Source organism: Flavilitoribacter nigricans DSM 23189 = NBRC 102662 (assembly GCF_002646595.1).
Taxonomy (GTDB): Bacteria; Bacteroidota; Bacteroidia; order Chitinophagales; family Saprospiraceae; genus Flavilitoribacter; species Flavilitoribacter nigricans.
Genome location: NZ_PDUD01000038.1, coordinates 86,981 through 110,377, shown reverse-complemented (window position 1 = coordinate 110,377; position 23,397 = coordinate 86,981). Strand labels below are relative to the sequence as shown.

The following is a 23,397-nucleotide window of genomic DNA, read 5'->3' as shown; positions in this document are numbered from 1 at the left end:
TGCAGGTGTTATTGCCCTTGAAACCCGATGGATGAACGGGGTGTTCATTTTCGTCTCACTCCGGCGTTCCGTGGTACAGATACAGCGCTCCGTAAGTCCAGTGCGGCCCCTTTTGCCCGGGAAAATTGTAGCGATCCATCATCAGTGCGATGTATTTGGTCGGATACCCGGCGGGCAGTTCCACCACATTGGGCCAGATGCGGGTGCCGGACTTATCGTCCCAGGGAGGCAGGTCCATGTGCAGCGTGCCGGCCTCCTGCAAGTCCGGATAGGTATAAACGAAAACCTCCCGGGCGCTGCTGCCGGAAAAACAGTAGCGTTTCCCGTCGATCATTTCGATGGAGGTGCCGGTGGAGTTATTGGCCACGGGACCGGCGATCCGCCGGTAACCGCGATCCCAGGTATCGGATTCCATGATCACGGCCTTGTACCCGTCGAGGTTCTCGCAGGTCAGCAGTCTCCATTTGCCGGCTTCCTCATCGAAAAGAATATGGGAGTCTTCAATATCCCCGACTATACCGGTAGGCCGGGCCTGCATGATGGAAAATCCAAAACGGGGATCTTTTTTACTCTCGATGGCCAGTATTTGCTTTTGTTCGTCCGGATTGGCGTAGGCGCTGAATCCGGTTGTCAGTCCCATCCACCGATCTGCTTCCTCATCGTAAAAAAGGTGCGTGGAGATCTCATTGCGCAGGATGCCGTCGTTTTGATCGAACACAATAACGCCTTCCAGTCGCAGGTCAAATACCGATGGATCCAGGCTGAACACGCCCTGAATGTGGTGGGGCAGGGCCCGCCCACGGATGGAAAGGGTATACCAGAGCCGGCCCTCGTCAAGCAGGGGGTGTCCGTCCTTATAGGTGATCACCCGGATGTCTGCCTGCCCGAGCCCCGTGCTCAGTTCGGAACGGGCGCCGTTTATTCGCACTTCAGCATCCGACAGGTCAAAATACAGTCCCGACTGAAAAGTACTCAGGCAGCGCTTTTGCCGGAGATCCAGGTGCTGACTAAAATCTACCTGACCGATCGCCACCGGCAGGCCTTCGTTCTGAAAGAACAGGTTCAGCCCGCTGCCCAGCATTTGCAGCCTGATCCGGGCGGGCAGGGTAGCGCCCCGGGCACTTTCGAGTAAAATGGAGGAATCGGTTATCGTCCGGCCGTCGAGGATCACCTGCAGGCGTGCGTCCTGCAATTGCGATCCATCGAAGCGGATACTGACGATGAAGCGCTCTTTTTTATCCTTGTCCGCAAATTCAAATCCCAGAGCACCCCGGCCAGAGCAGGCCTCCAGGTCCAGCGTGTAGGTGGCAAATGGATTGAAACCACCCAGCCAGATGCTACTTTCGCTGTGCGCCTCGGAGCTTATCCGCAATTGATCGCCGCTAAGCTGATAGGTGGCGGGATCGGAAGTATATTGGTGCACTGGGTGCATACTGGCGATACCGATAATGTTGCCGGGATCCAGGCTAGCCAATGGGATCGCCTGTTCGGGATCGAAGATCAGCCGTTTGACTCCCTGACGCACGAACTTAATATCGGCCGGTTCGATGCCGGATTGTCCGCTCATCCCGTACACGGGCAGGAGAAAAAGGAGGATCAGGAAAGGGCTTATCCGGTACTTGAGCGTCTGCATATTGATTGCTTTAATGCTTATATTGTTGATCATAGGCATATTTTCCTGGCAAAATCCTTTCCCGATATGAAAAGACGAACTTTCCTCAAGCACTCCACTTACTCAACTGCGGCGCTGCTGGGTGCCGCCAATACCGCTGCACTGGCCCAGGAGATGGTTCCGGCCGAACGGACCGGCCGCGAAAATACGCCAACGGTGAACAAGACGAAAAATACGGTCGAGGTCCTTAATCCCGCTCACCGCGTTCCGGTCAGTTTTATCATTGATGACAGTACGGCCCTGGTGAATATGGCACATTACGGTATTCCCCAGTTTGCGGAAGTTTTCCCCGACAACTACAAGCAGGACTGGCGTAAACTGCCCCGGGAAATACCCGACGATTTTGTTCGGGAATTTCTGGACTGGTGCGATAGCCACGGTGTGAAAGGTAAATACAGCATGGTGCCCTATCCGGCCTGTACGGGCTGGCTGAACCGTTTTATTCCGGGCTGGTCGAAATCGGACCTTCAGGCCAGTATCCGGCTGGTGCGGGAGCGGGCCCAACCGAACTGGGATATCCATCCGGAAATGATCAGTCACACCCGGGTGATCGATATCCGGACCGGGCTACCATTCCCCGATGCCACTCCGGAATTTATGGAAAACTGGGAATGGAGTCAGAATAAAAGTGCCGAAGAACTGGGCGAATACATTCAGTACGCCCTAAATGTGTTGAAAGGAGCCGATCTGTACTGCGAAGGGGTAACCACTCCGGGAGGATTTGCCCATCGGAATATCCCCAATCTGGCCCGCGGTACCCAATGGGCCATGCAGGAGGTGTACGGGGTTGACGTCGCTCACTTTTTCCGGGATGTGATCACCGATCCGGGGAAAAGCGTGCAGCCGCAGATCTTCCACGCCCAGGACCTGGATACGGATCACGCCAGTTGTTCGGTTCACATTATTGCCTGCACCGGCGACTGGTTTGGCGGCTGGGACGGACTCACCCCCGGCGATGCCGATCGCTTTATCACTGCGGACCTTGCGCAGGGCCGAATGGTAGAAGTGATCGAGCAGGAAGAACCGGCCATCTTTATCTGCCACTGGCCGGGGATCTACTACAATGGGGACAAACTGGGTTTCGATATCTTTAAGACGGTGGTCACCCGCCTGCACCAGAAGTACGATAACCTGATCTGGATGAAGCTGAGCGAGATCTCGCGCTACTGGGCCGCCAAGGAATTTACCAGCATCGTCCGGGACGGAAAACGCCTCCATATCGAAGCGCCTTTCGCAACGGACCTCTTCACCTTTAAGGTCGGTCAGAAATTATCGGATCCGGAATTCCGGCGGGGGAATGAGCAAATAGCCTTAACACGGGTGGATAGTGAAAAGGAACTGCGCCGCAATACCTGGTGCCGTACCGGCCGGGACACGATCGTCTGTATCGATCTGCCTAAAGGCAGCAGTGAGCTGATGGGTTGATGTATCGCTCACCAGGGGATAACTATGATCTTTTGCAGTCAGCAGAGCGGACAATCCACCTAAAATCCACTACCTTGGTGATTGTACTATTTACGCTCAATTACACTAGTTTATGAAAAAAATACTCTTTTTACTCTGCCTTTCGTCGGGAATGGCATTTTTCGCCTGCTCGGAATCGCCGGCCGGGGAAACAACCGCTACGGAAACGCCGGCGGCGGAAACTACCCCTGAAGATCGCGCAGTCCCCGAGGTCCAGTATACACTGACCAAGGACCAGACCCACAATAAATTCAGCAGCGCCATACCGCCGATCCTGCGGGTGGCTTCCGGAGCGGTAATCGAGGCATTTACCGAAGATGCCAGCGATGAACAGTTCGACCTGGATTCGGGACTGGAAGACCTGGACGCGCTCGATTTCGGCCCCATTCACCCGATCACCGGACCGGTGTACGTCGAAGGAGCTATGCCGGGAGATGTCCTGAAGGTAACCCTGCACGAAGTGGAAGTAGGCGACTGGGGCTGGAATGCCATTGTACCCGGATTCGGGTTCCTGGCGGATACCTTACCCGGCAAATATATTCGCATCTACGAACTGGGAGCGAATAAGGAATACGTGCAATTCAACGAAAACATCCGCATACCGCTCCGGCCGTTTCCCGGCGTGATGGGCGTAGCGCCGCCTACGGAAGAAATGCTTTCGACCATTCCGCCGCGAGCCAACGGAGGAAATATGGATGATCCCAATCTTACGGAGGGCACCACGGTTTACTTTCCGGTATTTGTTGAGGGCGGCCTTTTTTCGATCGGTGACGGCCATGCCACCCAGGGGCTGGGCGAAGTATGCGGTACGGCTATCGAAGCACCGCTCCGCATCGTTTATCAGATCGAACTGGTCAAGAACCGCTCCATTCAGGAACCGCAATACGAAACGGACGATTATTACGCCACTACCGGCTTTGCGCCCACCATCGACGAAGCGGCCAAAAAGGCAACCCTGTACATGATCGAATACCTCAGGGAAGCCCACGGGCTAAGCACGGAAGAGGCCTATGCGCTCTGCTCCCTGGCGGGAGATTTGAAGATCGCCGAAGTGGTAGATATGCCCAATATGCTGGTGACGATGCATTTGTCCAAGGAAACCCTGGGGGTGAATTAATCGCCCCATAAACCCAAACAATATGTCATTTCTACTTTACGGAGCTTACGGTTATACCGGTCAGTTGATCATCAAGGAATGCAGAGCTAAAGGTTTGCAGCCCGTACTGGCCGGACGCAACCGGGAAAAGATCGAGGCCCTGGCGACCGAATACGGTCTGCCGTCCGCGGTATTCGATCTGGATGATCCCGCGGCCATCCGGGAACACCTACAGGATCAATTGCTTTGCGTTAATGCGGCCGGACCGTTTACCCGGACGGCGCGCCCGCTGGTAGATGCCTGTCTGGCTACCAAAACCCACTATCTGGATATTACCGGAGAGATTGAAGTATTTGAAGAACTGAAAGGGCTGGATAGCGAAGCGAAGCAGGCGGGTATCGTGATCCTGCCCGGCGTTGGGTTCGACGTGGTCCCTTCGGATTGTATGGCCAATTACCTCAAGGAAAAAATGCCGGATGCGGACTGGCTGGAACTAACCATCGCCATGCGCGGTGGCGGGATATCCCACGGCACCCTCAGCACCATGGTCGAGAATCTGGGTGATCCCGGAGCCGTCAGAAGCAACGGACAGATCAAGCGGGTAAAAACGGCGCACAAACAGAAAAAAGTGGATTTCGGGGATTTTTCCCGAACGGTGGCGACCATCCCCTGGGGAGATATCTCCACGGCCTACACTTCTACCGGTATCCCTAATATCGAAGTGTTCTCGGCCATGACGAAACAGGCGATCCGGATAATGAAATACCAGCGGTGGTTCAATCCGCTGCTGCGCAACAGCCTGGTGAAAAAGCTAATGCAATTTTGGGTTGATAAGAAGGTGACCGGGCCAACGGCGTCCCAAAATCGGGATGGCGCGGCCTACGTGCACGGTAGCGTACAAAACGGTACCGGCCGGCAGTGTGCGATCCTCTCGGCGCCGGAGGCCTACTGGCTGACGGCACTTTGTACGGTATTGATCGCCGGGAAGGTACTGGCCCGGGATTTTACACCGGGCTACCAGACGCCGGCGGGTGCGTATGGGTGGCAGTTGATCCTGGAAATTCCGGGGACGGAGATCAGGGATGTGCCGTGTGGGGGGTAGGCAATAAAAAGGCTTTTTGCTCTTTTATAAGACTTTCTAAGTTTCGCAAACTTAGAAAGTCTGGCCTTAGGAAAGTCTGGCCTTAGCAATTCTACTTCCCCAAAAGCGCAGGCAAACCCTCCGCCAACTGATAAAGCCACTTTACCTCCTCAGTGGAAAGCGCCCGATCAAACAGCGCGACTTCATCGATCAGTCCCACGAAGTTCAGGCCCAGAAAGATCTTGGCTTCCTCTATTTTCCAGGTAAAAGATTCGGTGATCTTGCGTTCGCCCTGTGGCCGACCGTTGATGTAAAAGCGGGCCATACCCGCCTTATCGTTCAGCTGATCGAAACTGATCACCACGTGGGTCCAGCGGCCCCGCTGGAAGGGACGATCTTCCGCCGGTAACAGCCGTTGATTAAAGGCCGGGTTTTTATCCGGTCCGATGCCCTGCGGATTCCATTGATCGACATCACCGTAAACGCCCATCCGGAAACTGCGGGGATTTTTATCCGAAAAGTCCACCCAAAGTGCGGCGTCATCGTAGCCGCTATCCGTGATCTGGATGGGGTCGGTATAGCCGGGCTCCAGGTCCGTCTCCGGATCCAGGCTCAGCCAGAGGGAAATTGTGCCGCCCCAGTCTTTGGTGGCGTAGGGAAGGTTCCCATCCACCTGGTAAAAAACGACGGGCTGGCCCTTGCGTTTGAATTCCAGTGCGTGGCCGAAATGGCCCTGGTTTTCGGCGAGCGTGATTTCCTGCGGCAGGAGATTGGGGGTGGCGGTTTCCAACTGCTCGTAGGAGGCCGCGCTGTACAGCCGGGCGTCGCCGCGTGCGAAATCAGCGGTAACTCCCTGGTCAAAAGTCGTGGCGAAAACCAGCGCATCGCGGAGTTGATCCGACTGCCGTTGCCGCTGCTCTTTGACGTAGGCGGCAACGGTACCCACCGGAGCCAGCCAGATCCCGCTTTCCGGTCGTTGGACGTAGGCCACCAGCTTTTCCAGCATGGCGGTACGGGTGGTCTGTCGGCCGTCCGGTCCGATATCGTGTCCGGCGAGCAGTAGCCAGCTGCCGTCTTCCAGCGCCGCGTCGACCAGCGGTTTAATATCCGTCTCAAAATCCTTACCGTCCATTTCAATGCCCTGCAAAAGGGCCATATCCGCGAAAGCGGGATCATTGGAGGCTTCGTTGAGCCAGCCCCGGCCGGATTCGAATAGTTCGGCGATCAGGGGGACGTAGCTTTGGGTATTCCGGCCGCGACCGACAAAAGTGTTGCCGCAGGTATAGGCAAAGGATTCGGGGAGCACACCGAGCAATTCCTTGATCTGTTGATTGGCTGCCGTCAATTCGCGGCGCATCGTGCTGAGGGTATAATTTTCCAGCGCTTTATCCCGGGACCATTGGAAATTGCCGGTACAGGGATGGTAAACTGTGTGATTTCCGATCTCATGCCCATCGGCCAGGAGTTGCTTCCACCCGTCGATCCGGTCCTGCATATTACCGGGTACGACGTAAAAGGTAGCTTTGGCGTCCAGTTTTTTGAAGAGGTCCCGGCCTACATCGACCTGCGAGTTGCGGCCATCGTCAAAACTGAGGCTGAGGGCCGCTTTTTTACCATCGGGCCAGGGAAAGCTCGTTTCCTGCCCCGGCAGGGAAATAACGAACCACAAACAGGCAAAGACGAAGCGATATTTCAGGTGCAACATATACGGTTAGGTTTAAAGGCGTCAGTGAGCAATGCACGCTTAAAATAAGGAATTGTAAGTTGCGGATCATTAGCAGAAACACAAAATCAATTCTAACGCACCCACTTCCTCATGTTTGCTTACTGATTCAACCGATAGTTCAGGACCAGGTTGATCTGCCGGCGTATCCGCTGGGCATTGGCGAAGGTATAAAATGTTTCTCCCTCCGAAACCGAGCGATATTTCCGCGAATTCAGGATATCCGATACGTTCAGCGTAAGCGTGCCTTTGTCCTTGAAAATATCCTTATTGATGGCCAGATCGAAGAAATAAAGAGATTTCCGGCTTCCCTGGGGCGTATTCATCGGCGCTTCGTAGTTCGCGCGGAACTGCAGGTCCGTAGTGGGACTGAGCGTAAAACGCGAAGTCTGCCGGGTAAACCAGGTATAAGTATCGCTGGAAAAGTCACTATCTACATTCGTGCCGTCGATGATGGACCGGAAGAAGTTGAAATTGAAATCCAGCTTCCACCATTTGGTAGCGGTATAACCGGCCGTAAATTCCGCACCGTAGGCATCCTCGGTTGCCAGGTTTTCCGGTAGGGTAGTGGAGAACCCGCGGCTGTCCACGCTGCGGATGCGAATGATCTTATCGTTCACCTTACGGTAATAAACGGAAGAGGAGATCGACCCTTTATCAAAATATTTGACGTGGCCCAGTTCGAATACGTCGCTGAATTCCGGGTTCAGGTCCGGATTACCACTGAAGTAGTTCCGGTTGTCCGAAAAGGTAACGAACGGGCTCAGATCATTGTACGTGGGGCGCTGTACCCGGCGGCTGTAACTCAGTTGAACCGCGTGGCCGGCCGGCAGGTCGTAGGTGAAGTGGGCGCTGGGGAAGAGATTGGTATAGTTGCGCGGATTGGATTCCTGGGTTTTTTCCAGGATGGTCTCAATATCCGTCCACTCCGCCCGCAGGCCGAATTGGTAGGAAAACCGTTTGGATTTGTTGCCGATGATCCCGTACAGACCGTGGATGTTTTCCTGGTAGATAAAGTTGTTATCCAGCCCGGGGAGCACTTCCAGTACGCCGCTTTCATTTCTCTCCTTGACGATATAATCGTTTTCCATGTCGCGGAAGCTACTGCGCAAACCGATCTCCAGTTTACCTTCGGTAGCAAAGGGCTGGACATAATCCACCTGAAGCAGCAGTTGTTCCTCCGTTTCGTCATTGAGGGAAGTCTGGTAGAGATCCCGGCTGGAGTCGCGACTGCCGTCCGGGAAATAGGAAGACTGCTCGTAGATCTGATCCGAGGTTTCCCAGTGATCCATGTACCGGATACTCGCGTTCAGTTCGTGTCCTTCCCGTTTGAACAGGCTTTTGTAGCTCAGCACGTATTCGGAAATGGGCTCCGTTTCGGTCTCATCCTGGGTACGCAGGGTGTAACTGTCCAGATTGCTGGTGCTACCGATGTAGTCGTCGTAGCGCAGGTCCGTCAGCCGTTTGCCGTCACTGCGACTGAGCATGTAGGAGGCCGTCAGGATATTTCTCTCATTAAAAAAGAAATCGAGTCCACCGCGGATGTTGTTGTCGAAACCGTCTTTCACGCCGTCGTATATTTGCTCGGATATGAAGGTGCTATCGTTGGCGTATACTTCCTGGTAAATGGTGGTATAGCTGGGCGTCTTCCGGTAGTTCAGGCCGTAATTGATGAAGAAATTGATATTCTTGCGCCGGTAATTCAGGTTAGCGGCAGCCCCTACGTTTAGGGGATAGCCGGCCGTTACATCAAAAGATCCGTTCAGTCCCTGCCGGCGGTCTTTTTTCAGTACGATGTTGATGATCCCGGCCATACCTTCCGCTTCGTAGCGGGCGGAGGGATTGGTAATGATCTCTACTTTTTCGATCAGGTTGGCCTGCAATTGCTGCAGACCGCTGCCGCCTTTGAAGCTGACCAGTCCGGAAGGTTTGCCATCAATGAGTATCCGAACGTTGCTGCTGCCGCGCAGGCGTACACCGCCTTCCACATCCACGGTGACCGAGGGAATATTATTCAGGATCTCGATGGCAGAACCACCGGCATTACCCAGGTCCTTACCGACATTGAAGATGCGTTTATCGAGGGCGAGTTCCATGGTGCTTTTTTCCGCCTGCACTACCACCTCATCCAGGGTACTGGTGCGGGAGGCCAGTTTGATCAAGCCAAAGTCATAGGCCTTTTTCCCTACGGTGAAGGCATCGGTCTTCATTTGCTGGTAGCCCATAAAATCCAGGAGCAGGTAGTATTCTCCGGCTTCCGCTTCCATGGAGAATTTACCGTCGTCGTCGGAAAGCCCCCCACCCGCCAGAGCGTCATCGGCTGCTTTCATCAATTGAATCGTCGCGTACCCCAGCGGGGCGTCCGTTTGCTCATCCACCACCTTTCCGGTGATCTTGACCTGAGCGTAGGCGATCGGACTAATGAGTATAAGGGCAAAGATGAAGAATAATGTCTTTTTCATTGGAGTGTAATGCTATTTGACCAGTAGACGAGAATGAAGACCGGACTACTTAATCGATCCTGAATAGTTTTTACACAAAACTAAGTGAAAATGGCGTGCAGACTTTGAGGGAAATCTGATTTTTGGGTAAATAAGGGTGTGGAAAAGGCCGGCAGATCATCCATCCGGGAAAGGATACAGGTGCCGGAAATGTGGGGCCGCTTTTTCGGAAGATAGTAAAGCTATTCCTACGATTATCAACTTAAATATCTATCTTCGGAAGACTTATTAACCGTTAAAATTAAAACGCAAGACAATGAAAAGAATTGGTTTTCAATTGATTGTCGGTCTGCTGGCCATGGCTTGTACACTTCAGTTAAATGCACAAGATAAGCCGGCTCCCAGCCCGCTGGGCAAAGTTTATCAGCGTGTGGGGGTTACGGATGTGGAAGTTACCTATTCCCGTCCCGGAGTGAAAGGACGGAGCATTTTCGCGGCTGAAGGCCTGGTGCCTTACGGCAAATTGTGGCGTACCGGTGCCAATGGTGCAACCAAAATTTCATTCAGCACGGACGTGATGATCGGTGATAAAACGGTCCCGGCGGGTAGCTATGCTATTTTCAGCATTCCCGCAGCCGATAAATGGACGATCATCTTCAATTCCAACACCGAACAGGGAGGAACCGGAAATTACGAAGATTCCAAGGATGTGGTCCGGGTAACTGCGGAAACACAGGAACTGCCCTTCTCCGTGGAGACTTTCACCATGGGCTTCAACAACGTAAAACCTACCTCTGCCGAACTGCTGATCTACTGGGACACGGCTTTGGTCAGTGTGCCGATCAAGGTGAAAAAAACCTGGGAATAAGTTAATTACGGGTTCCCAAGAACCGATAGGGGAGGGCCTTGCAGAAGATATCTGCAAGGCCCTTTGCGTTTTATTTCCGCCGGTTCAGAAAAAATTTCAGCCCGGTCTGGAATCCGAACTGGGGCTGTCCGTCGCGCACGCCCAGATTGAGTCCCAGTTCCAGGGCCGTATTCCGGTTGATGAAGATATTCACGCCGCCACCCAGACCGGCCGAAAAGCTCCGGGATATTTGCAGCGGATCGGCATTGCCGGTTTCCGTATGTATTTGCTGATAATTCAGTCCGGCCCGTAGTTCGAGATACGGCTGGATCTTGTTGTCGGGCCTGGCGGTGTAGTACCGCAGGAATGGATTGACACTGAGTCCGAAAGTGCGGGAGTGGATATTGGTTTCGGCGATCGTGAAATCCGTTTTCAGATAGTTGTAGGTCAACGAAAGGTCCATACCGGCCACCAGTCGATCCGTCAGGAAATAACCTGCCGAGGGAGCAATGCCGATCGAAAAGTTTTCAATGGCACTAAAATTCGCGTATTCAGCATTGATGAGCTGGCCCCCCAGCAGCCAGCTGCCGCGGCCCAGCCGGGGCCCGGATGCCTCGTCGCTATCTGAATTGGATCGGGCCAGGTGTACGAAACCGAGCTCAAATTTCATACGGGGTTTTTCGAAGAATGAGTTGGAACCGAAATGCCGGAAATTGAACGATAGGTTACTTTCCAGCGCCAATCCGCCGTTCAGTGGCGTAATGCTGCCCAGACCGGGCTGGAGCTGAAATTCCGGCTTTGAAACCAAGGAGCCGTTCTCATAAATTTCCAGGGGACTACTCAGCGAAAGAAACCAGTTGGTGCCTTTTGCTTCCGGATTGAGGTAGTAACGCATCTCCGGGGCCAGCAGGATGTTTTCGAGACCGTTCCGCGTACTGCCGTTCAGGCCCAATTGCCCGCCGATGGAAAAGCGGGGACTCAAAAAGTGCTGAACGGATGGATTGGCCTGGAAAGTGGTGCGCGAATCCATGTGGAAGAGACTGAGCCCACCGTTCCAGAGTTGATCATTGGTGGAAAGCTGGGCGGAAACCGTGTGACTGGCCATTAATAATGCAGCAGCCAGAAAGAGCGAGTTGAGTGATTTCATGGTACTATTTTTCAGTTAGAGAAAGCAGGATACACCGCTACCGGTTGCTGCCGGACGCCAAGCGCCCCGCCAGCAGAAAGATCGGTTGCCGATAAGCTCCGAACGCCTTCCCGTAAATCAAGGACGGAACCGGTTTTCGGTGCGGTCTAACCGGCGTCGGTGTATTGATGTTGTTTATCCCAAAGAGAGGGCTCCGGGAGAAATGGTTGGTTCCTTACCGGGGTTTTTCTGTCGACCCTGACCATTTGGAGGGGGGAGTTGAGTCCGAATTTTACCCGGCAGCGCTCGTTGCAAACAGCCAAGATCATTTCGACCGTATCCGTTGTGATCACCTGCCGAACGAATGGGCGAAGCGCCAATATTTATGGGACCTTACGTACGCTTATAACGACTAGCGATAATCCGTTTCGACAATGATTCTGATCCCTTCCGCATAGGGCGTAGGGGAGAAGTTGAAATGACTTTCAAATTTAGAGCTGTCAAAAATGTAATCGCGATCGTACTGGTACATCATTTCCACCATTTCCTTCATGATCGGATTGAACAGGCCGAGGATCCGGACGAGCCATTTGGGAGCCACCCGGGATTTGGAAGGCACACCCAGGGCTCCGGCGATCGCATCTATCCATTCCCGCCCGGTCGGTGGCTGGGATGCGGTAGGCAGGTGCCAGACCTGTCCGAACGCATCGGAGGAATTTCCGAGCAGAGCGGTAGCTTTGCCGGCATCGGGGGTGTAGGTAAAGGAGTGCTGGAAGTTTAGACTGCCCATCCAGTCGGCCGGTTTCCCGGCGGCCAGATTGTTGAAGACCGTTTCGGTCAGTACGCTGGTGTTTTTGACGGACGGGCCGTAAAAATCCGCCGAACGGGCAATCAGGGCTTCCAGTTCCCCGGCTTTAACGGCATCCATCAGACGGGAGGAGATACTCGCCCGGACCTTCCCTTTTTTACTCACGGGGCGAATCGGGGTATTTTCATCCATCGGGGCCAGGTGATCCGGATCGTACATGTAGATATTGTCGAAAAAAACGAGCCGGCAAGCGTGCTTTTTACAGGCGGCTATGGTGTGGTCCATGATGAGGGGCCATTTCGTGGTCCAGATCTCAGTGTTGTAGGGAAGCCCAACGGTGAGATAAACGATATCCGAGCCGGCTACGGCTGCATCTACGGCTTCCGCCTGGAGGAGGTCCGCCGGGTGCAATTCATCAGTGGGATTGACTTTTTCGGGATTGCGGCTGACCAGCCGGATACGATCGGTAAAGTCGGGCAGGGCTTTGGCCAGTTCGAGGCCAATGGCACCACCGGAGCCTAGGATGGTTTGCATAAGACGATGTTTAAATTTCAGAACCTTTTGCGAAAATCGCTGTTGACTTCGTGATATCTGATTTCCGGGAATCAGAACCTGTTTAAAGTTCGTTTTTGGATGGCGAAAATGACCAGATAATGGTTCTCACGAAAGCATTTTTGAGCTTCATAGCAGCGCTACGGGGCGAAAAAAAGGTAAAGTGAGGTTCATTAGATGGTTATTTCCCCGGCACGGGCCCGTATGGGCAGACCAAAGGATGAAGTTTAAATAGGTTCTTACAACAAAATACCAATGTTCGGACTATTTAAAAAAGACCCCGTTAAAAAACTGGAAAAAGAATACTACGAAACGCTGGAAAAAGCGCGGGATATTCAACGTGCGGGAGACATCAAGGCCTATTCCGCCATGATGGCCAAATCAGAGGAGATCTGGGCGCGGATCGAAGCATTACGTAATCCGAAAAAAGAGCAATAATCCATGCAGCGTTTTCAGTCGAAAGATATTGCGGATCTGGATAAGAGATACCGGACCAACCTGGTAAACTCCCTGAGCGGCTTTAAAAGCGTCAACCTGATCGGTACGGTCGATGCGGAGGGCACCACCAATGTCTCGGTGTTCAGTTCGGTAATCCACCTGGGAGCCAACCCGGCACTGATGGGCTTCATCATGCGGCCTGTGAGCGTTACGCGGGATACCTACAATAACATCATGGCCACCGGCCATTATACCTTCAATCATATCACGGCCGATTTTTTTGGAAAAGCTCACCAGAGTTCGGCCCGTTATCCGGCCAATATCTCCGAATTTGCCGCCGTTGATCTGACCGCTCAGTACAAGGATGATTTCCCCGCACCCTACGTGGCCGAGAGCCCGATCCAGATCGGATTGGAATTTCGGGAGCAAATGGAGATCCAGCTGAACGGGACCATCCTGATGATCGGAGCGGTGAAAGAACTGTACGTGCCGGAAGACTGCCTCCAGGCGGATGGTTATCTGGATATCGAAAAAGCCGGTACTATTACCGTATCCGGTCTGGATGCCTATCACACTACCCGCAAGCTGGCCCGTTTGTCCTACGCCAAAGCAGACCGGGCCTTACGGGCGCTGGAAGGTAAGCTGAAATAGCAGGTTCTAAAAACCGAGATCTTTGGTATAGATCCCGTTCTGGAGAGAATCCAACGACACGGCTGTGATCTGGATGCCCGTTCTGAGGTCTCCGGTACGCGAGGAGAAAATGCCCCGGCCTTCCGGGATATTGGTATAGACCGGGATGTCATCGGACCCGCTGGTAATCCCGACATTCGCCTGGGCGATGGTGATCAGCTCGGAAAACTCGGGTCCGCCACCCGTAACCCGGATTTCGAGATCCACAAACTGCCGGCGCCCTTCCGCGAGCGGCTCCAGACTACCTCCGATAAACTGATAAAATTCCTCCACCTGAAAGGTATAATTGACCTGAATACTGTTGTCCTCCCGCCGGAAGGCCGGGCTCAGCACCCATTCCAGGGTCTTGTCTTCCATTACAGATGGATTTCCGGGAACGGATTCCCGGTAGTTGATCAGCATACGCACATCAAAGATCTCGGCTTCCTCCGAATCGGTCCGCCAGGCAATCCGCCGGGAGGAGAGATAGTTGCCGAGGGAAAATGGATCCGCCGGTAAATTGTCTACGAGTTCGATGGGGGAGAGCACGGTAGTCTCGGCACTGACCAGCGGTAGCTCACCGCCCCGGTCAATGATCAGGCGGAGTTGTTCGCCTCCCTGCAGATTGAGGGAGGCCGCGTCGATCTTATAAAGGATATTGGGTGCAGTAACGAAAGGACCGGATTGCCGGGGGTAACCCTCCTGATCTCCGTCGACACGCTCCAGCGGATAAACGATTCCGTTGTTTACCTTTTCGAGTTGTACGCTTACCGAGGCGTCGTAATACAAGGAATCGATCCGCTGGGCAACGGAGGCCGCATCGCTGTCCCCGCTTAGAAATGCTCTTTCTATCCGCAGGTAATGAGCCGTATCCCGGATATCGATAAAGCCATAAACGACGGGTATGTCCCTACCTCCGGCTTCGATCTCAAAGTCGGTCGTACAGTGCGGCAGTAAACTGATCAGCGTCAGTAGTATCAGGCCAAAACGGAAGCGGGGGGCATATTGGATCATGTATTCGGAATAATTTAGATGGATACGGTAGCAAAGGTTTCCCGTATTGCTTCAGGAGGCAAAGGTGATCATTTCACCAATAAAAGGGAGAGACAAAACCATTTAATGCGGAATAACGACAAAAAAAAAGTCGCACATTTCTGTGCGACTCACTAGCAATGATTATAATTCCACGAATATAAAAAAGCAATGAATTCTCTTGTTGTCGTTTACAAATCCTTTAAAGAACGCAAGATATAGTGTTTTTATTACATGCAAGGAATCATTCCCGAAAAAATCACGGATGGAGCACCTCGATTTTTCTCTGAATGGTCCCTCTTTCGGTAAACACTTTTACGAGATAAAAGCCGTTGGCCCACTGACTTACGTCAATGTTGGTCCGGTCATTTTTTACGCGTCCGGAATTGTAAACTTCCTGTCCCATTAAATTATAAACAACTACTCTGTCAAAGTCGGTGCTGCCGTTCAGATGCAGACGCAACTGGTTGTTGGCCGGGTTGGGCGCAACCTTCAGCTGACGGGCATCAATTGGCTGAGCCAGGTCCGCTTCGCTTTCCTCGGGTAGCTGTATCTTCAGGTCAAATTCTTCAATTCTGATCCCCATGCTACGGCCGGCGCTGTTGATGGCCTTGGAAATGCCACCACCGATCCGGATCGTCTGGGAAACTCTCTCTTCGTCCTGAATGTCGCCGGAAGGTTTAAAGCCGACAATGTCCTCAACGATTACAAAGCTAACCGTACCGATCTTACCGAAACCGGAAGCTGAAACGCCGCTGGTGCGGGTGAAACCGCTCTCCAATACGCCGCTTTCCTTATCGTTGCGACTCATATGCAGGATCGGCGAGTTGTAACTTAGCCAGCTACTGGTCTCAAAATTCACCTTTACGCTTTCCGGAACAAAGAAGTCCTTATTGTAAGCAAACGGGAACGTGAAACCATATACATCCTCCGCCGGCAGATCTTCCGTACCTACGTACAGATCCAGTTCTACCAGATCACCCGGTTGGGCAAATATATCGCCATCCAGCCGGATCACAAAATCGTAGAAAGGAACGCGGCTCGGGGTCAGGGAGTGGGTACGTCCGTAAAACTGACTGATGGCAATGGTATCCAGCGCCGTAATTACGCTGTCACCGTCCGCATCGATGTGCTTGGAGTTGATCGGATTCGTACTGAACAATTCACTCCAGTCCGGCGCGTACTGACCGTACCACTCGTCGGTAGTGGGATCGAGACGGGGTTTGCCCACCTCACCCATTTCCAGACCCAGCGGTAACAGGTCTTCCATATTGACGATACCGTCGAAGTTGGTATCACCGGGCCATACACAGTCCCCGAAACACATGGGGCCGTCCTCCTGGCTGACGTCGAGGATCTCCATTTCCACCTTTACCGATTTGGTGAAGGTACAATCCTGATCGCCCTCATTGATGCAGTAGGCAACCTCGAATTCATCGACGCCGGAAACGATCTCCTCGTTCGGAATATAGACCATCAGGTTGTAACCGGTGATCTCGGTATCGTAGATCTTTTTGTTGACGTTACCCGGAAAGAACATCACCGTACCCAGTTCACCCTGTTCGGTGATCTTGAACTTGAAACCTTTGATGGGTACGTTGTAACCGATGATCAGCGGGGTACGCTTGGGCGTCAGCATTTTGAACTTGGTATAAGCCGGTTCGAAATTACTGACGTATACGAAAGCGGTGGCGGTTTCGGTCTGGCCACCGGGAGAATTGCTGGTATAGGTAAACTGGTCGACACCTTCGAAACCCGGATTAGGGGTATAGGCTACCTCTCCTTCGGAAAGGACCTCCAGGCTCCCGTAGCGGGGCTGGCCGATATAAACGCTGTTGGCCGCCTGGCCGTAAGCGTCATTCTTGAGTACGTTATATTCTACAGTGCTTCCAGAAGTAGTGTAAATTTCATCGTCAAAGGCAAAGGTGTTTTGTTTGATATTTAATACTTGAACATCTACGATGATCTCGTGGCCATCGTAAGCAAAGGTAAGTTGGTCGGTGCCAACGAAATCAGGATCGGGATAATACTGCGGAACGGTGCCGCTGTTATCGAAGGTACCGTGCTCCGGGCTGGATACCAGCTCAAAGAGGTAGGGCACCAGCACATCCTGAGGAATGTTTTTCTTGGTGAAGATCTTGATCCGCTCGTTGGTGGGCATTTCTTCCGAAAGTACGCTCACACTCACCGTCCCGTTGGTGCAAACGCCTTCGCCGTTGCAGAGGGAGTAGTTGAAGTGAGCGAGGCCGGTATAACCACCTGCTGGTACGAAGCGGACCGTCTGGTCATCCAGGACGGTAACCTGTCCGTTGTTGGTCATCGGGGCCGCAGCCACCTTTAATATACCGTTACTGCTGTAATCGTTGATCGTTACCGGGATGTCAACCGCTTCGTTCATCATCGTCGTTACGTAATCGTGCCGGGCGTTGATGGCCGCGGGTTCGACAAATACTGTAAACTCAACAATCTCCAGGTAACTAAAAGAACCGAACGTCACCCAACGCTTGAGGGTGAAGTGGTCCATTCCGAGGTAATCTTCCTCCGGTGTGTAGGTCAGGACATAATCAAAATTGTTTGCTGTGGAAATGTTCTTAGATACATCCAGCTCGCCGTGGCTGGGTAACTTTACCGTGTTAGGCTCGTTGGGCATCGAGACAAACTCCCATTCCACCTCCTGGTTTAAGAAGGTGTGCAGGGTATCTCTGACGGCCCAGACGGGTGCTGAGAATAGCACCAACATCAGTACTAGGACGTAAGCTCTTCGTAGAGATACATTCATGGATCGTGGATTTAACTCATTGCTCGTGGACTACGTTCAAAGATACAATTTAAATTTGAACTTAGAAAAAGTAGTATTAGAAAAAAACAATTATTGTGAATTGGTAAGATGGAAGTTTGTTGGGCAACTAATTAGGTATAAATTATTTGCATCAGATTGTTGTGAAAGAAAAATTGAATAAATTTGCCAGGGAACTCCCTAGGCCTTTGAAATTAGAGGTCTTTTATGACTCCCTGCATTACCAAAGTATAGAATTTTCCAATTAATGCACTAAGATGCTAAACAGCAAATTGATAGGTATACTCAGGCATTTTGATAAATACGAACAGAATAAATGTAAAAAATTTGTTGAATCCCCGTATTTCAACCGAAATGAAGAGCTGATCAAACTCTACAACTTTCTGATTACAATGATCAATAAGGATCGCCTGGAGGAGGTTAAGAAAGAAGAGATATGGAAAGAAGTCGTTCCCGGCAAAGAGTACGATGATACCCGATTTCGAAAATACACCTCTGATCTTTCCAAATTAGTGGAGTCCTTTCTTGCCCAACAATGTTTTGACGATGATAAGATTGGCAAGTCCATTTATCTGATGGAAAGTATTGATAAGAAGAAAATCGACAAATTGTACAACAGTTCTATCCGAGTGGCAAAGAAGCTGTCCGAGAGTTACCCTCACCGTTCTTCCGAACATTATTACCATAAGTACGAAATTGAGAAAAATTACTACAAACTCACCGACTACGATATCAAGCGAAGCAAAGTGAGTAATGTTGAAGAGATTGCGGCCAATCTCGACAAATTTTATATCTCGGAAAAGTTGAAATACTACTGCTCAGTCTTGAGTAGCCAGAGTACGGTAGCTCATAAATACGAGATCCGTTTTATTGACGAGATTATTGAACATCTGCAGGAGAACGACTACGAGGATACGCCTCCAATTGCCATCTACCTTCAGATCTATTTGGCTCTGAAAGATTTTGATAATGAAGAGCACTATTTCAAACTAAAAAGTTTGCTGGAACACTACGGTTTGCTTTTCCCGCTCAACGAAGCATCCAATATTTATAAATATGCGCTTAACTATTGTACCCGAAAAATTAACCGTGGTAACCAGAAGTTTCTACACGAATATTTTGATCTATACGTCGAAACTTTGAACAAGGAAATTATTTTTGATAAGGGAGAGATAAGTCCCTGGCATTTTAAAAACATTGTTACCACGGCTTTACGCTTGGGTAAATTTGAATGGACCGAAAAATTTATTTTCAAATATAAGGACAGGATACCGGAAGAACTACGGAATAATGCCATAACGTTCAACCTCGCGCAGCTATACTTCTATCAAAAAAAATACAATAAAGTGATCGAGCAGCTGCAGTTTGTGGAATACGACGACCTGAGCTACAACATCAATTCCAAAACCATGCTCATTGCTACTTACTATGAGTTGGACGAGATAGAACCACTGTATTCTTTGTTGGAAAGTTTTCGGGTTTACCTAAACCGGCATAAGGATATTGCCGAACAGATCAGAAACTTGTGTTTGAACCTCATTAAATTCACTAAAAAATTGGTAAAGGTTTTACCCGGAGATCAGGAAAGTATTCAGAAGCTGAAAAATGAAGTTGAAGCGACAAAAAATATCGCCAGCATTCGTTGGCTGCGGGAGAAGATAGCCGAGCTGGAAGGAAATTATTAAGATTATCAAAGTCTCGGGTTACCTTTTAGAAGTAACCCGAGACCTAAACCATTTTCAGGCTATAGATTTAGAATCCAGTAATATCATCAACTACGATTCCATCCCCATCATCATCACCGTCACCACCTTTAATGGTTTTCAAATCCTGATCAGAGAGTACGATGGGCTTTAGCTCTTTCAAGCTCTTCAGAGATAGCTTTTTCATAATAAAACTGTTTAAGGGTTAAGTAATTAATATTCAGAGCGGTAATAATATTAATAATAATAATGCCAGACAAGGGGATCCAGGAGTTTAACACAAGGATGAAGTTTTCAAAAAATAAAAAACGGCTATGCCATCGTAGGATGGAGTAGCCGTCAGGGAAAAAACTAGATCTTGGAAAAGGCCTAAGGACCGATGATATCAACAATGATCGTGGACCCGCCTTTTACTTTTTTCTGTTCCTCAGAGTCGAGCACTTTAGGTTTCAGTTCTCTGATGGAGTTTAAGTTTAACTGTTTCATGCAAAATGTGTTTAGGATAGTTCGGATGTTAAAAAAGGCTTTATGTGACCTAAACACTTTGACCAAATACATTTATTCGGTTTGCTCAGTTAAACTGGTTTTAACCATATCGGTTTCAAGTTTTAACATATTTTTTTGAAAAAATATTTAGTCAATGCCCAGCGCTTCCGGTGTGCGGAAAGGATGGCGCGGCTGCCACGCATCTTTGGGTTCCAACAGTCCCACCAGACAGGGGATCAGGTGGTTCAGCAGACTACTGGTGTGGTGAAGCAGGAATACCGTAGTCGGTACGGCCACGGCCCCTACGGAGCTTTTGATCTCCATGGCCGTCCGGGAAAATACCAGCTGACCGACCCGTTCCTGGATGGCTACTTCGATCAGGTGATACAACATATTGAGATAAAGTTGATACGGCTGCTGCTCTTCCCCGAATCCGAGAAAATGAGCTTCGAGTTCGTCCCCATTCCGGATAGCCGTGCAAAATCCGATCAGTTCACCGGACTGGAAATAAGCCCACAGCCGAAAATCGCGGGGGGCTGCGGCCTTGAGCTCTGAGAAATAATCCGGAGCCAGGTAGCCGACGCAGAAGCCGGAACTTTCCGCCACTTTGCGGTACAGGGGATAGAGCTCCGGTTCGTAGGTGCGGATCTGCTCTTCGTTCAGTTCCAGGCACTGGACCCGCTGGAGTTTTTTCCTGGCCCGCCGGTACCGCACCCGGTACTTGGAACTAAGGTCTTCCAGATAATCATCCATACTGTGCCAGTGCGGCCGGATCGGCAGCACCATATTCGGTTGAAATTTGAGCGAATGGTATTCGGACGCATTCCAGTTCTCGATCAGGTTGGCCTGCTCTTCGTCCAGGTCTTTTACCAGGATACTGTTGACGGTCACTCCCCGGGAGCGCCACAGATCGGCCGTTTTCCTTAAAGCCTCCCGCAGCGGTGCGTGGGCCAGGGCAGCGTGTTCCGGCTCAAAATAAAAACCGTGCTGACCGGTCAGCAGCATATTGCCACAGATGAGCACCTTCAGTTGCACGCGGGCGGCGACGAGTTGGCGCAAACGGCTCGCGTCTGCATCTTGTTGACGAATGTGTTCCTCCGCCCGAAATTCGAGTAACTGGCCGTAAGCAATACCCACCGGCTTGCCCCGGTGAAAGAATAAAAGGTAGCTAAAACGGAGATTTCCCGGAGGCGAGTCCTCCAGTAACTGTAAATAATCCCGCTGTAAAAAATAATCCCCACTTCGCTGCGCCAGTTCCCAGTAAGTTTCCGGTACGCTGTCGATTGACGTGAACAGAGAAAAGGAACAGTCCGAACCGGACAAGGGAACCGATTCTCCCTTTCGAAGGGATCTGCTGGAAAAACAGGGATGCGCGGCGCATAACTTCATAAACGTTGGAATTGGATATTTTACAGTTTGGTCTCAGGTAAGCTCTATAAGAAACAGTCTGGCGCTTATTTAGTTGATCTTTTAACATTTACCCTTATCGGACCATCAGTCTACCTGCCACTTCTGGATCTCCCGCCAGGCGTATTGTTCATCTTCCCAGCCGATCAGTTCCGTTACCCCGTAACCCTTATAGTAGAGGAACCATTCTTCGATGATGCGGCGGGCGGGATCGTATTCGAGCAACAGATCCTGAAAATTGGCCGCCGGGAACACGCGCAGACTGGAATCCAGCGGCACGGCAATGATCTTGGTATCGATCTCGCCGCGATCCGATAATTTCAGGGTGCCGATCGGCAGAGCTTCCACCACACTTCCGGTAGGCAGGCTTTCACATACAAGCAGTACGTCGAGCGGATCTCCGTCGCCGCCCCGGCTGGCCTCCATCAGGGTAGAAGGTATAAAACCGTAATTGCCCGGGTAGGGGAGGAAGTGGATCATACGCTCTTTCCCATCGATCAATTCGGCCCGGAATTCCTTATCGTCTTTCTGGAATTCCAGTTTTTTATTGGTACCGGCCGGGATCTCTACCACTACCTGGAATCCTTCGCCGGTGAGGGCCGGCAACTGGTGTACCTTTTCCTGGGTGCCCACGGCATCACAGGCACTCAATACACAACCCAGGGTGAACAACAGAACAGGGATCAGATTTTTCATGTATCAGTTTTTAGCTTTCGCGGTTTGACGGCGACAAATATAGGTATACTGACGTCAAATTGGCTTGGGAAATCCCAACCAATTTGAGTACCGCCGATACGGACCGAAGCGGTTTGGGTAATCCTGACGGTTACAAGCACGTCAGGGCTAAACCACTTCGCATCGTGTATATTTATGCCTGACGGCCGGCTTCGGTTTTTCCAGGGCTCCTCGTCTAAGCAATCCCTTTCTTCGTCTTACTTTTTCCGGCTGCACTTTTTTCAACTGTAACTTAGGGGGATTACTCCTCGTCTTACATCTTAGAGACGGTTTGAAAACTTCTGCTGCCGGGGAAAAACCCGGATTTTGGCGTCAATTGAAAGCTATTTTTCACTGCATAGCCCAGCTACGGAGTTAAAAATAGGTGCAAAGTGGCGGCAAAAGCCGCGTTTTGCAACCCAGTGAGAGGTTTTCAAACAGTCTCTTAAAGACAAATCCAATTATCAAAACTGTTATTATGAAAAATCTAATGCTTGTTCTTGGCCTGGTTGCCTTATTCACTTTTGAAGCCCAATCGCAGAATTGGTGGAACGGTGGGATCAGCGGTGAAGGCCCGGTCGTGAAACGCACGCTCGATCTGAGTTCTTTTGATAAAGTAGTCCTGACCAATAACGCCAAAGTTTACCTGCGTCAGGGAAGCAGACAATCCGTAGAAGTAGAAGCCCAGCAAAATATCATTGACAATCTGGTTACGGAAGTTTCCGGTGATACCTGGAAGATCCGTTTCGATAAATCCGTTCGTCGGTACGAGGGAATGAAGGTTTACATCACCATCCCAACCCTGGAAGGGGCCCGCGTGAGCGGATCCGGGAGCATCATCGGTGAAAATACCTTCACCGGCCTGGACGAACTGGGTGTAAGTATTTCCGGCTCCGGCAATATCAGCCTCGATGTGGAAGCCAATATGATCGACTCGCACATCAGCGGCTCCGGTGATATCCGTCTGGCGGGTACTACTGACAAACACGGTATCTCCATTTCCGGTAGCGGGGAAGTAGAAGCTTACGATCTGATCAGTGACTCCTGTAAGGTACGCATTTCCGGCTCCGGGGACTGCGAAGTAGAAGTAAAGGAGGATCTGGAAGTACGGATCTCCGGTTCGGGTGATGTCAATTACAAAGGCCGCCCGCGCGTGAGCTCCCGGATCTCCGGCTCCGGCGATATCCGCGGCCGTTCCTGATCTGATCTCCGATCGGACAGCCAACCAATTCGTCCGTCCTCTTCGGGGGGCGGGCGAATTGTCGTTTCCGGCCACTTCTGAAAAATGACCCTATGACGATATTGATCTGAATACTATCTTTGCGCTTCTATACAAAATCT

General features: G+C 51.3%; 18 protein-coding genes. 8 read left to right on the top strand and 10 right to left on the bottom strand.

The annotated features are described in order from the left end of the window. Positions 1 to 55 precede the first annotated feature (55 nt). On the bottom strand, positions 56 to 1,666 hold the full coding sequence (locus CRP01_RS31185; RefSeq protein WP_222845848.1) for a hypothetical protein: 1,611 nt from the start codon (positions 1,664 to 1,666) through the stop codon (positions 56 to 58). Between the two features lie 33 nt (positions 1,667 to 1,699). Between CRP01_RS31185 and CRP01_RS31180 the strand changes: the two genes are divergently transcribed. The 3 genes from CRP01_RS31180 (at position 1,700) to CRP01_RS31170 (ending at position 5,334) form a co-directional block, all read left to right on the top strand. Continuing rightward, the gene (locus CRP01_RS31180) at positions 1,700 to 3,097 is read left to right on the top strand and encodes a hypothetical protein (RefSeq protein WP_099153993.1); all 1,398 of its coding nucleotides are present in this window, start codon (positions 1,700 to 1,702) and stop codon (positions 3,095 to 3,097) included. A gap of 112 nt (positions 3,098 to 3,209) precedes the next feature. Continuing rightward, the gene (locus CRP01_RS31175) at positions 3,210 to 4,253 is read left to right on the top strand and encodes an acetamidase/formamidase family protein (protein ID WP_222845847.1); all 1,044 of its coding nucleotides are present in this window, start codon (positions 3,210 to 3,212) and stop codon (positions 4,251 to 4,253) included. 22 nt (positions 4,254 to 4,275) lie between these two features. Further along, positions 4,276 to 5,334: a saccharopine dehydrogenase family protein gene (locus tag CRP01_RS31170; RefSeq protein ID WP_099153991.1), complete on the top strand. Its 1,059-nt coding sequence runs from the start codon at positions 4,276 to 4,278 to the stop codon at positions 5,332 to 5,334. A gap of 91 nt (positions 5,335 to 5,425) precedes the next feature. On the opposite strand, the gene CRP01_RS31165 is transcribed toward CRP01_RS31170, so the two are convergent. Then, entirely contained in the window at positions 5,426 to 7,018 is a 1,593-nt protein-coding gene (locus CRP01_RS31165) for a polysaccharide deacetylase family protein (RefSeq protein ID WP_099153990.1), read from the bottom strand. Between the two features lie 119 nt (positions 7,019 to 7,137). Next, positions 7,138 to 9,498 carry an outer membrane beta-barrel family protein gene (locus tag CRP01_RS31160; protein ID WP_099153989.1) on the bottom strand — a complete coding sequence of 787 codons (2,361 nt, stop codon included), beginning with the start codon at positions 9,496 to 9,498 and terminating at the stop codon, positions 7,138 to 7,140. Between the two features lie 295 nt (positions 9,499 to 9,793). On the opposite strand from CRP01_RS31160, the gene CRP01_RS31155 reads away from it, so the two are divergent. Then, on the top strand, positions 9,794 to 10,345 hold the full coding sequence (locus CRP01_RS31155) for a DUF2911 domain-containing protein (RefSeq protein WP_099153988.1): 552 nt from the start codon (positions 9,794 to 9,796) through the stop codon (positions 10,343 to 10,345). 70 nt (positions 10,346 to 10,415) lie between these two features. On the opposite strand, the gene CRP01_RS31150 is transcribed toward CRP01_RS31155, so the two are convergent. Next, positions 10,416 to 11,471 (bottom strand): outer membrane beta-barrel protein, encoded by a 1,056-nt coding sequence (locus CRP01_RS31150; RefSeq protein WP_099153987.1) that lies wholly within the window; start codon positions 11,469 to 11,471, stop codon positions 10,416 to 10,418. A gap of 391 nt (positions 11,472 to 11,862) precedes the next feature. Continuing rightward, entirely contained in the window at positions 11,863 to 12,792 is a 930-nt protein-coding gene (locus tag CRP01_RS31140; protein WP_099153985.1) for an NAD-dependent epimerase/dehydratase family protein, read from the bottom strand. Positions 12,793 to 13,065: 273 nt separating this feature from the next. On the opposite strand from CRP01_RS31140, the gene CRP01_RS31135 reads away from it, so the two are divergent. Together CRP01_RS31135 and CRP01_RS31130 are read left to right on the top strand one after the other, a co-directional pair. Then, entirely contained in the window at positions 13,066 to 13,248 is a 183-nt protein-coding gene (locus tag CRP01_RS31135; RefSeq protein ID WP_099153984.1) for a DUF6435 family protein, read from the top strand. A 3-nt stretch (positions 13,249 to 13,251) separates the two neighbouring features. Beyond that, a complete protein-coding gene (locus CRP01_RS31130) occupies positions 13,252 to 13,899 on the top strand; it encodes a flavin reductase family protein (RefSeq protein WP_099153983.1) in 648 nt (215 codons plus the stop codon). 6 nt (positions 13,900 to 13,905) lie between these two features. Here the strand turns inward: CRP01_RS31130 and CRP01_RS31125 are convergent, their stop codons facing one another. Together CRP01_RS31125 and CRP01_RS31120 are read right to left on the bottom strand one after the other, a co-directional pair. Continuing rightward, positions 13,906 to 14,931, bottom strand: coding sequence for a DUF4249 family protein (locus CRP01_RS31125; RefSeq protein WP_099153982.1), 1,026 nt, complete (start codon positions 14,929 to 14,931; stop codon positions 13,906 to 13,908). Between the two features lie 277 nt (positions 14,932 to 15,208). Continuing rightward, positions 15,209 to 17,728, bottom strand: a complete 2,520-nt coding sequence (locus CRP01_RS31120; RefSeq protein ID WP_099153981.1) for an Ig-like domain-containing protein — start codon at positions 17,726 to 17,728, stop codon at positions 15,209 to 15,211. A 410-nt stretch (positions 17,729 to 18,138) separates the two neighbouring features. Here CRP01_RS31120 and CRP01_RS31115 point away from each other — a divergent pair, with 410 nt between their 5' ends. Then, a complete protein-coding gene (locus CRP01_RS31115; RefSeq protein ID WP_143473605.1) occupies positions 18,139 to 19,431 on the top strand; it encodes a hypothetical protein in 1,293 nt (430 codons plus the stop codon). A gap of 67 nt (positions 19,432 to 19,498) precedes the next feature. Here the strand turns inward: CRP01_RS31115 and CRP01_RS42010 are convergent, their stop codons facing one another. The 3 genes from CRP01_RS42010 to CRP01_RS31100 form a co-directional block, all read right to left on the bottom strand. Further along, a complete protein-coding gene (locus CRP01_RS42010) occupies positions 19,499 to 19,636 on the bottom strand; it encodes a TIGR04149 family rSAM-modified RiPP (protein WP_143473604.1) in 138 nt (45 codons plus the stop codon). 446 nt (positions 19,637 to 20,082) lie between these two features. Continuing rightward, positions 20,083 to 21,324 (bottom strand): GNAT family N-acetyltransferase, encoded by a 1,242-nt coding sequence (locus tag CRP01_RS31105; RefSeq protein WP_099153978.1) that lies wholly within the window; start codon positions 21,322 to 21,324, stop codon positions 20,083 to 20,085. A gap of 105 nt (positions 21,325 to 21,429) precedes the next feature. Beyond that, positions 21,430 to 22,038, bottom strand: a complete 609-nt coding sequence (locus CRP01_RS31100; protein ID WP_099153977.1) for an inorganic diphosphatase — start codon at positions 22,036 to 22,038, stop codon at positions 21,430 to 21,432. A gap of 496 nt (positions 22,039 to 22,534) precedes the next feature. Between CRP01_RS31100 and CRP01_RS31095 the strand changes: the two genes are divergently transcribed. After that, a complete protein-coding gene (locus CRP01_RS31095; protein WP_099153976.1) occupies positions 22,535 to 23,257 on the top strand; it encodes a head GIN domain-containing protein in 723 nt (240 codons plus the stop codon). Positions 23,258 to 23,397 lie beyond the last annotated feature (140 nt).

Bases quoted from the DNA above. Each gene is read 5' to 3' on its own strand.
- CRP01_RS31185 (WP_222845848.1), bottom strand. From the start codon at position 1,666: ATGATCAACAATATAAGCATTAAAGCAATCAATATGCAGACGCTCAAG.
- CRP01_RS31180 (WP_099153993.1), top strand. From the start codon at position 1,700: ATGAAAAGACGAACTTTCCTCAAGCACTCCACTTACTCAACTGCGGCG.
- CRP01_RS31175 (WP_222845847.1), top strand. From the start codon at position 3,210: ATGAAAAAAATACTCTTTTTACTCTGCCTTTCGTCGGGAATGGCATTT.
- CRP01_RS31170 (WP_099153991.1), top strand. From the start codon at position 4,276: ATGTCATTTCTACTTTACGGAGCTTACGGTTATACCGGTCAGTTGATC.
- CRP01_RS31165 (WP_099153990.1), bottom strand. From the start codon at position 7,018: ATGTTGCACCTGAAATATCGCTTCGTCTTTGCCTGTTTGTGGTTCGTT.
- CRP01_RS31160 (WP_099153989.1), bottom strand. From the start codon at position 9,498: ATGAAAAAGACATTATTCTTCATCTTTGCCCTTATACTCATTAGTCCG.
- CRP01_RS31155 (WP_099153988.1), top strand. From the start codon at position 9,794: ATGAAAAGAATTGGTTTTCAATTGATTGTCGGTCTGCTGGCCATGGCT.
- CRP01_RS31150 (WP_099153987.1), bottom strand. From the start codon at position 11,471: ATGAAATCACTCAACTCGCTCTTTCTGGCTGCTGCATTATTAATGGCC.
- CRP01_RS31140 (WP_099153985.1), bottom strand. From the start codon at position 12,792: ATGCAAACCATCCTAGGCTCCGGTGGTGCCATTGGCCTCGAACTGGCC.
- CRP01_RS31135 (WP_099153984.1), top strand. From the start codon at position 13,066: ATGTTCGGACTATTTAAAAAAGACCCCGTTAAAAAACTGGAAAAAGAA.
- CRP01_RS31130 (WP_099153983.1), top strand. From the start codon at position 13,252: ATGCAGCGTTTTCAGTCGAAAGATATTGCGGATCTGGATAAGAGATAC.
- CRP01_RS31125 (WP_099153982.1), bottom strand. From the start codon at position 14,931: ATGATCCAATATGCCCCCCGCTTCCGTTTTGGCCTGATACTACTGACG.
- CRP01_RS31120 (WP_099153981.1), bottom strand. From the start codon at position 17,728: ATGAATGTATCTCTACGAAGAGCTTACGTCCTAGTACTGATGTTGGTG.
- CRP01_RS31115 (WP_143473605.1), top strand. From the start codon at position 18,139: ATGATCAATAAGGATCGCCTGGAGGAGGTTAAGAAAGAAGAGATATGG.
- CRP01_RS42010 (WP_143473604.1), bottom strand. From the start codon at position 19,636: ATGAAAAAGCTATCTCTGAAGAGCTTGAAAGAGCTAAAGCCCATCGTA.
- CRP01_RS31105 (WP_099153978.1), bottom strand. From the start codon at position 21,324: ATGAAGTTATGCGCCGCGCATCCCTGTTTTTCCAGCAGATCCCTTCGA.
- CRP01_RS31100 (WP_099153977.1), bottom strand. From the start codon at position 22,038: ATGAAAAATCTGATCCCTGTTCTGTTGTTCACCCTGGGTTGTGTATTG.
- CRP01_RS31095 (WP_099153976.1), top strand. From the start codon at position 22,535: ATGAAAAATCTAATGCTTGTTCTTGGCCTGGTTGCCTTATTCACTTTT.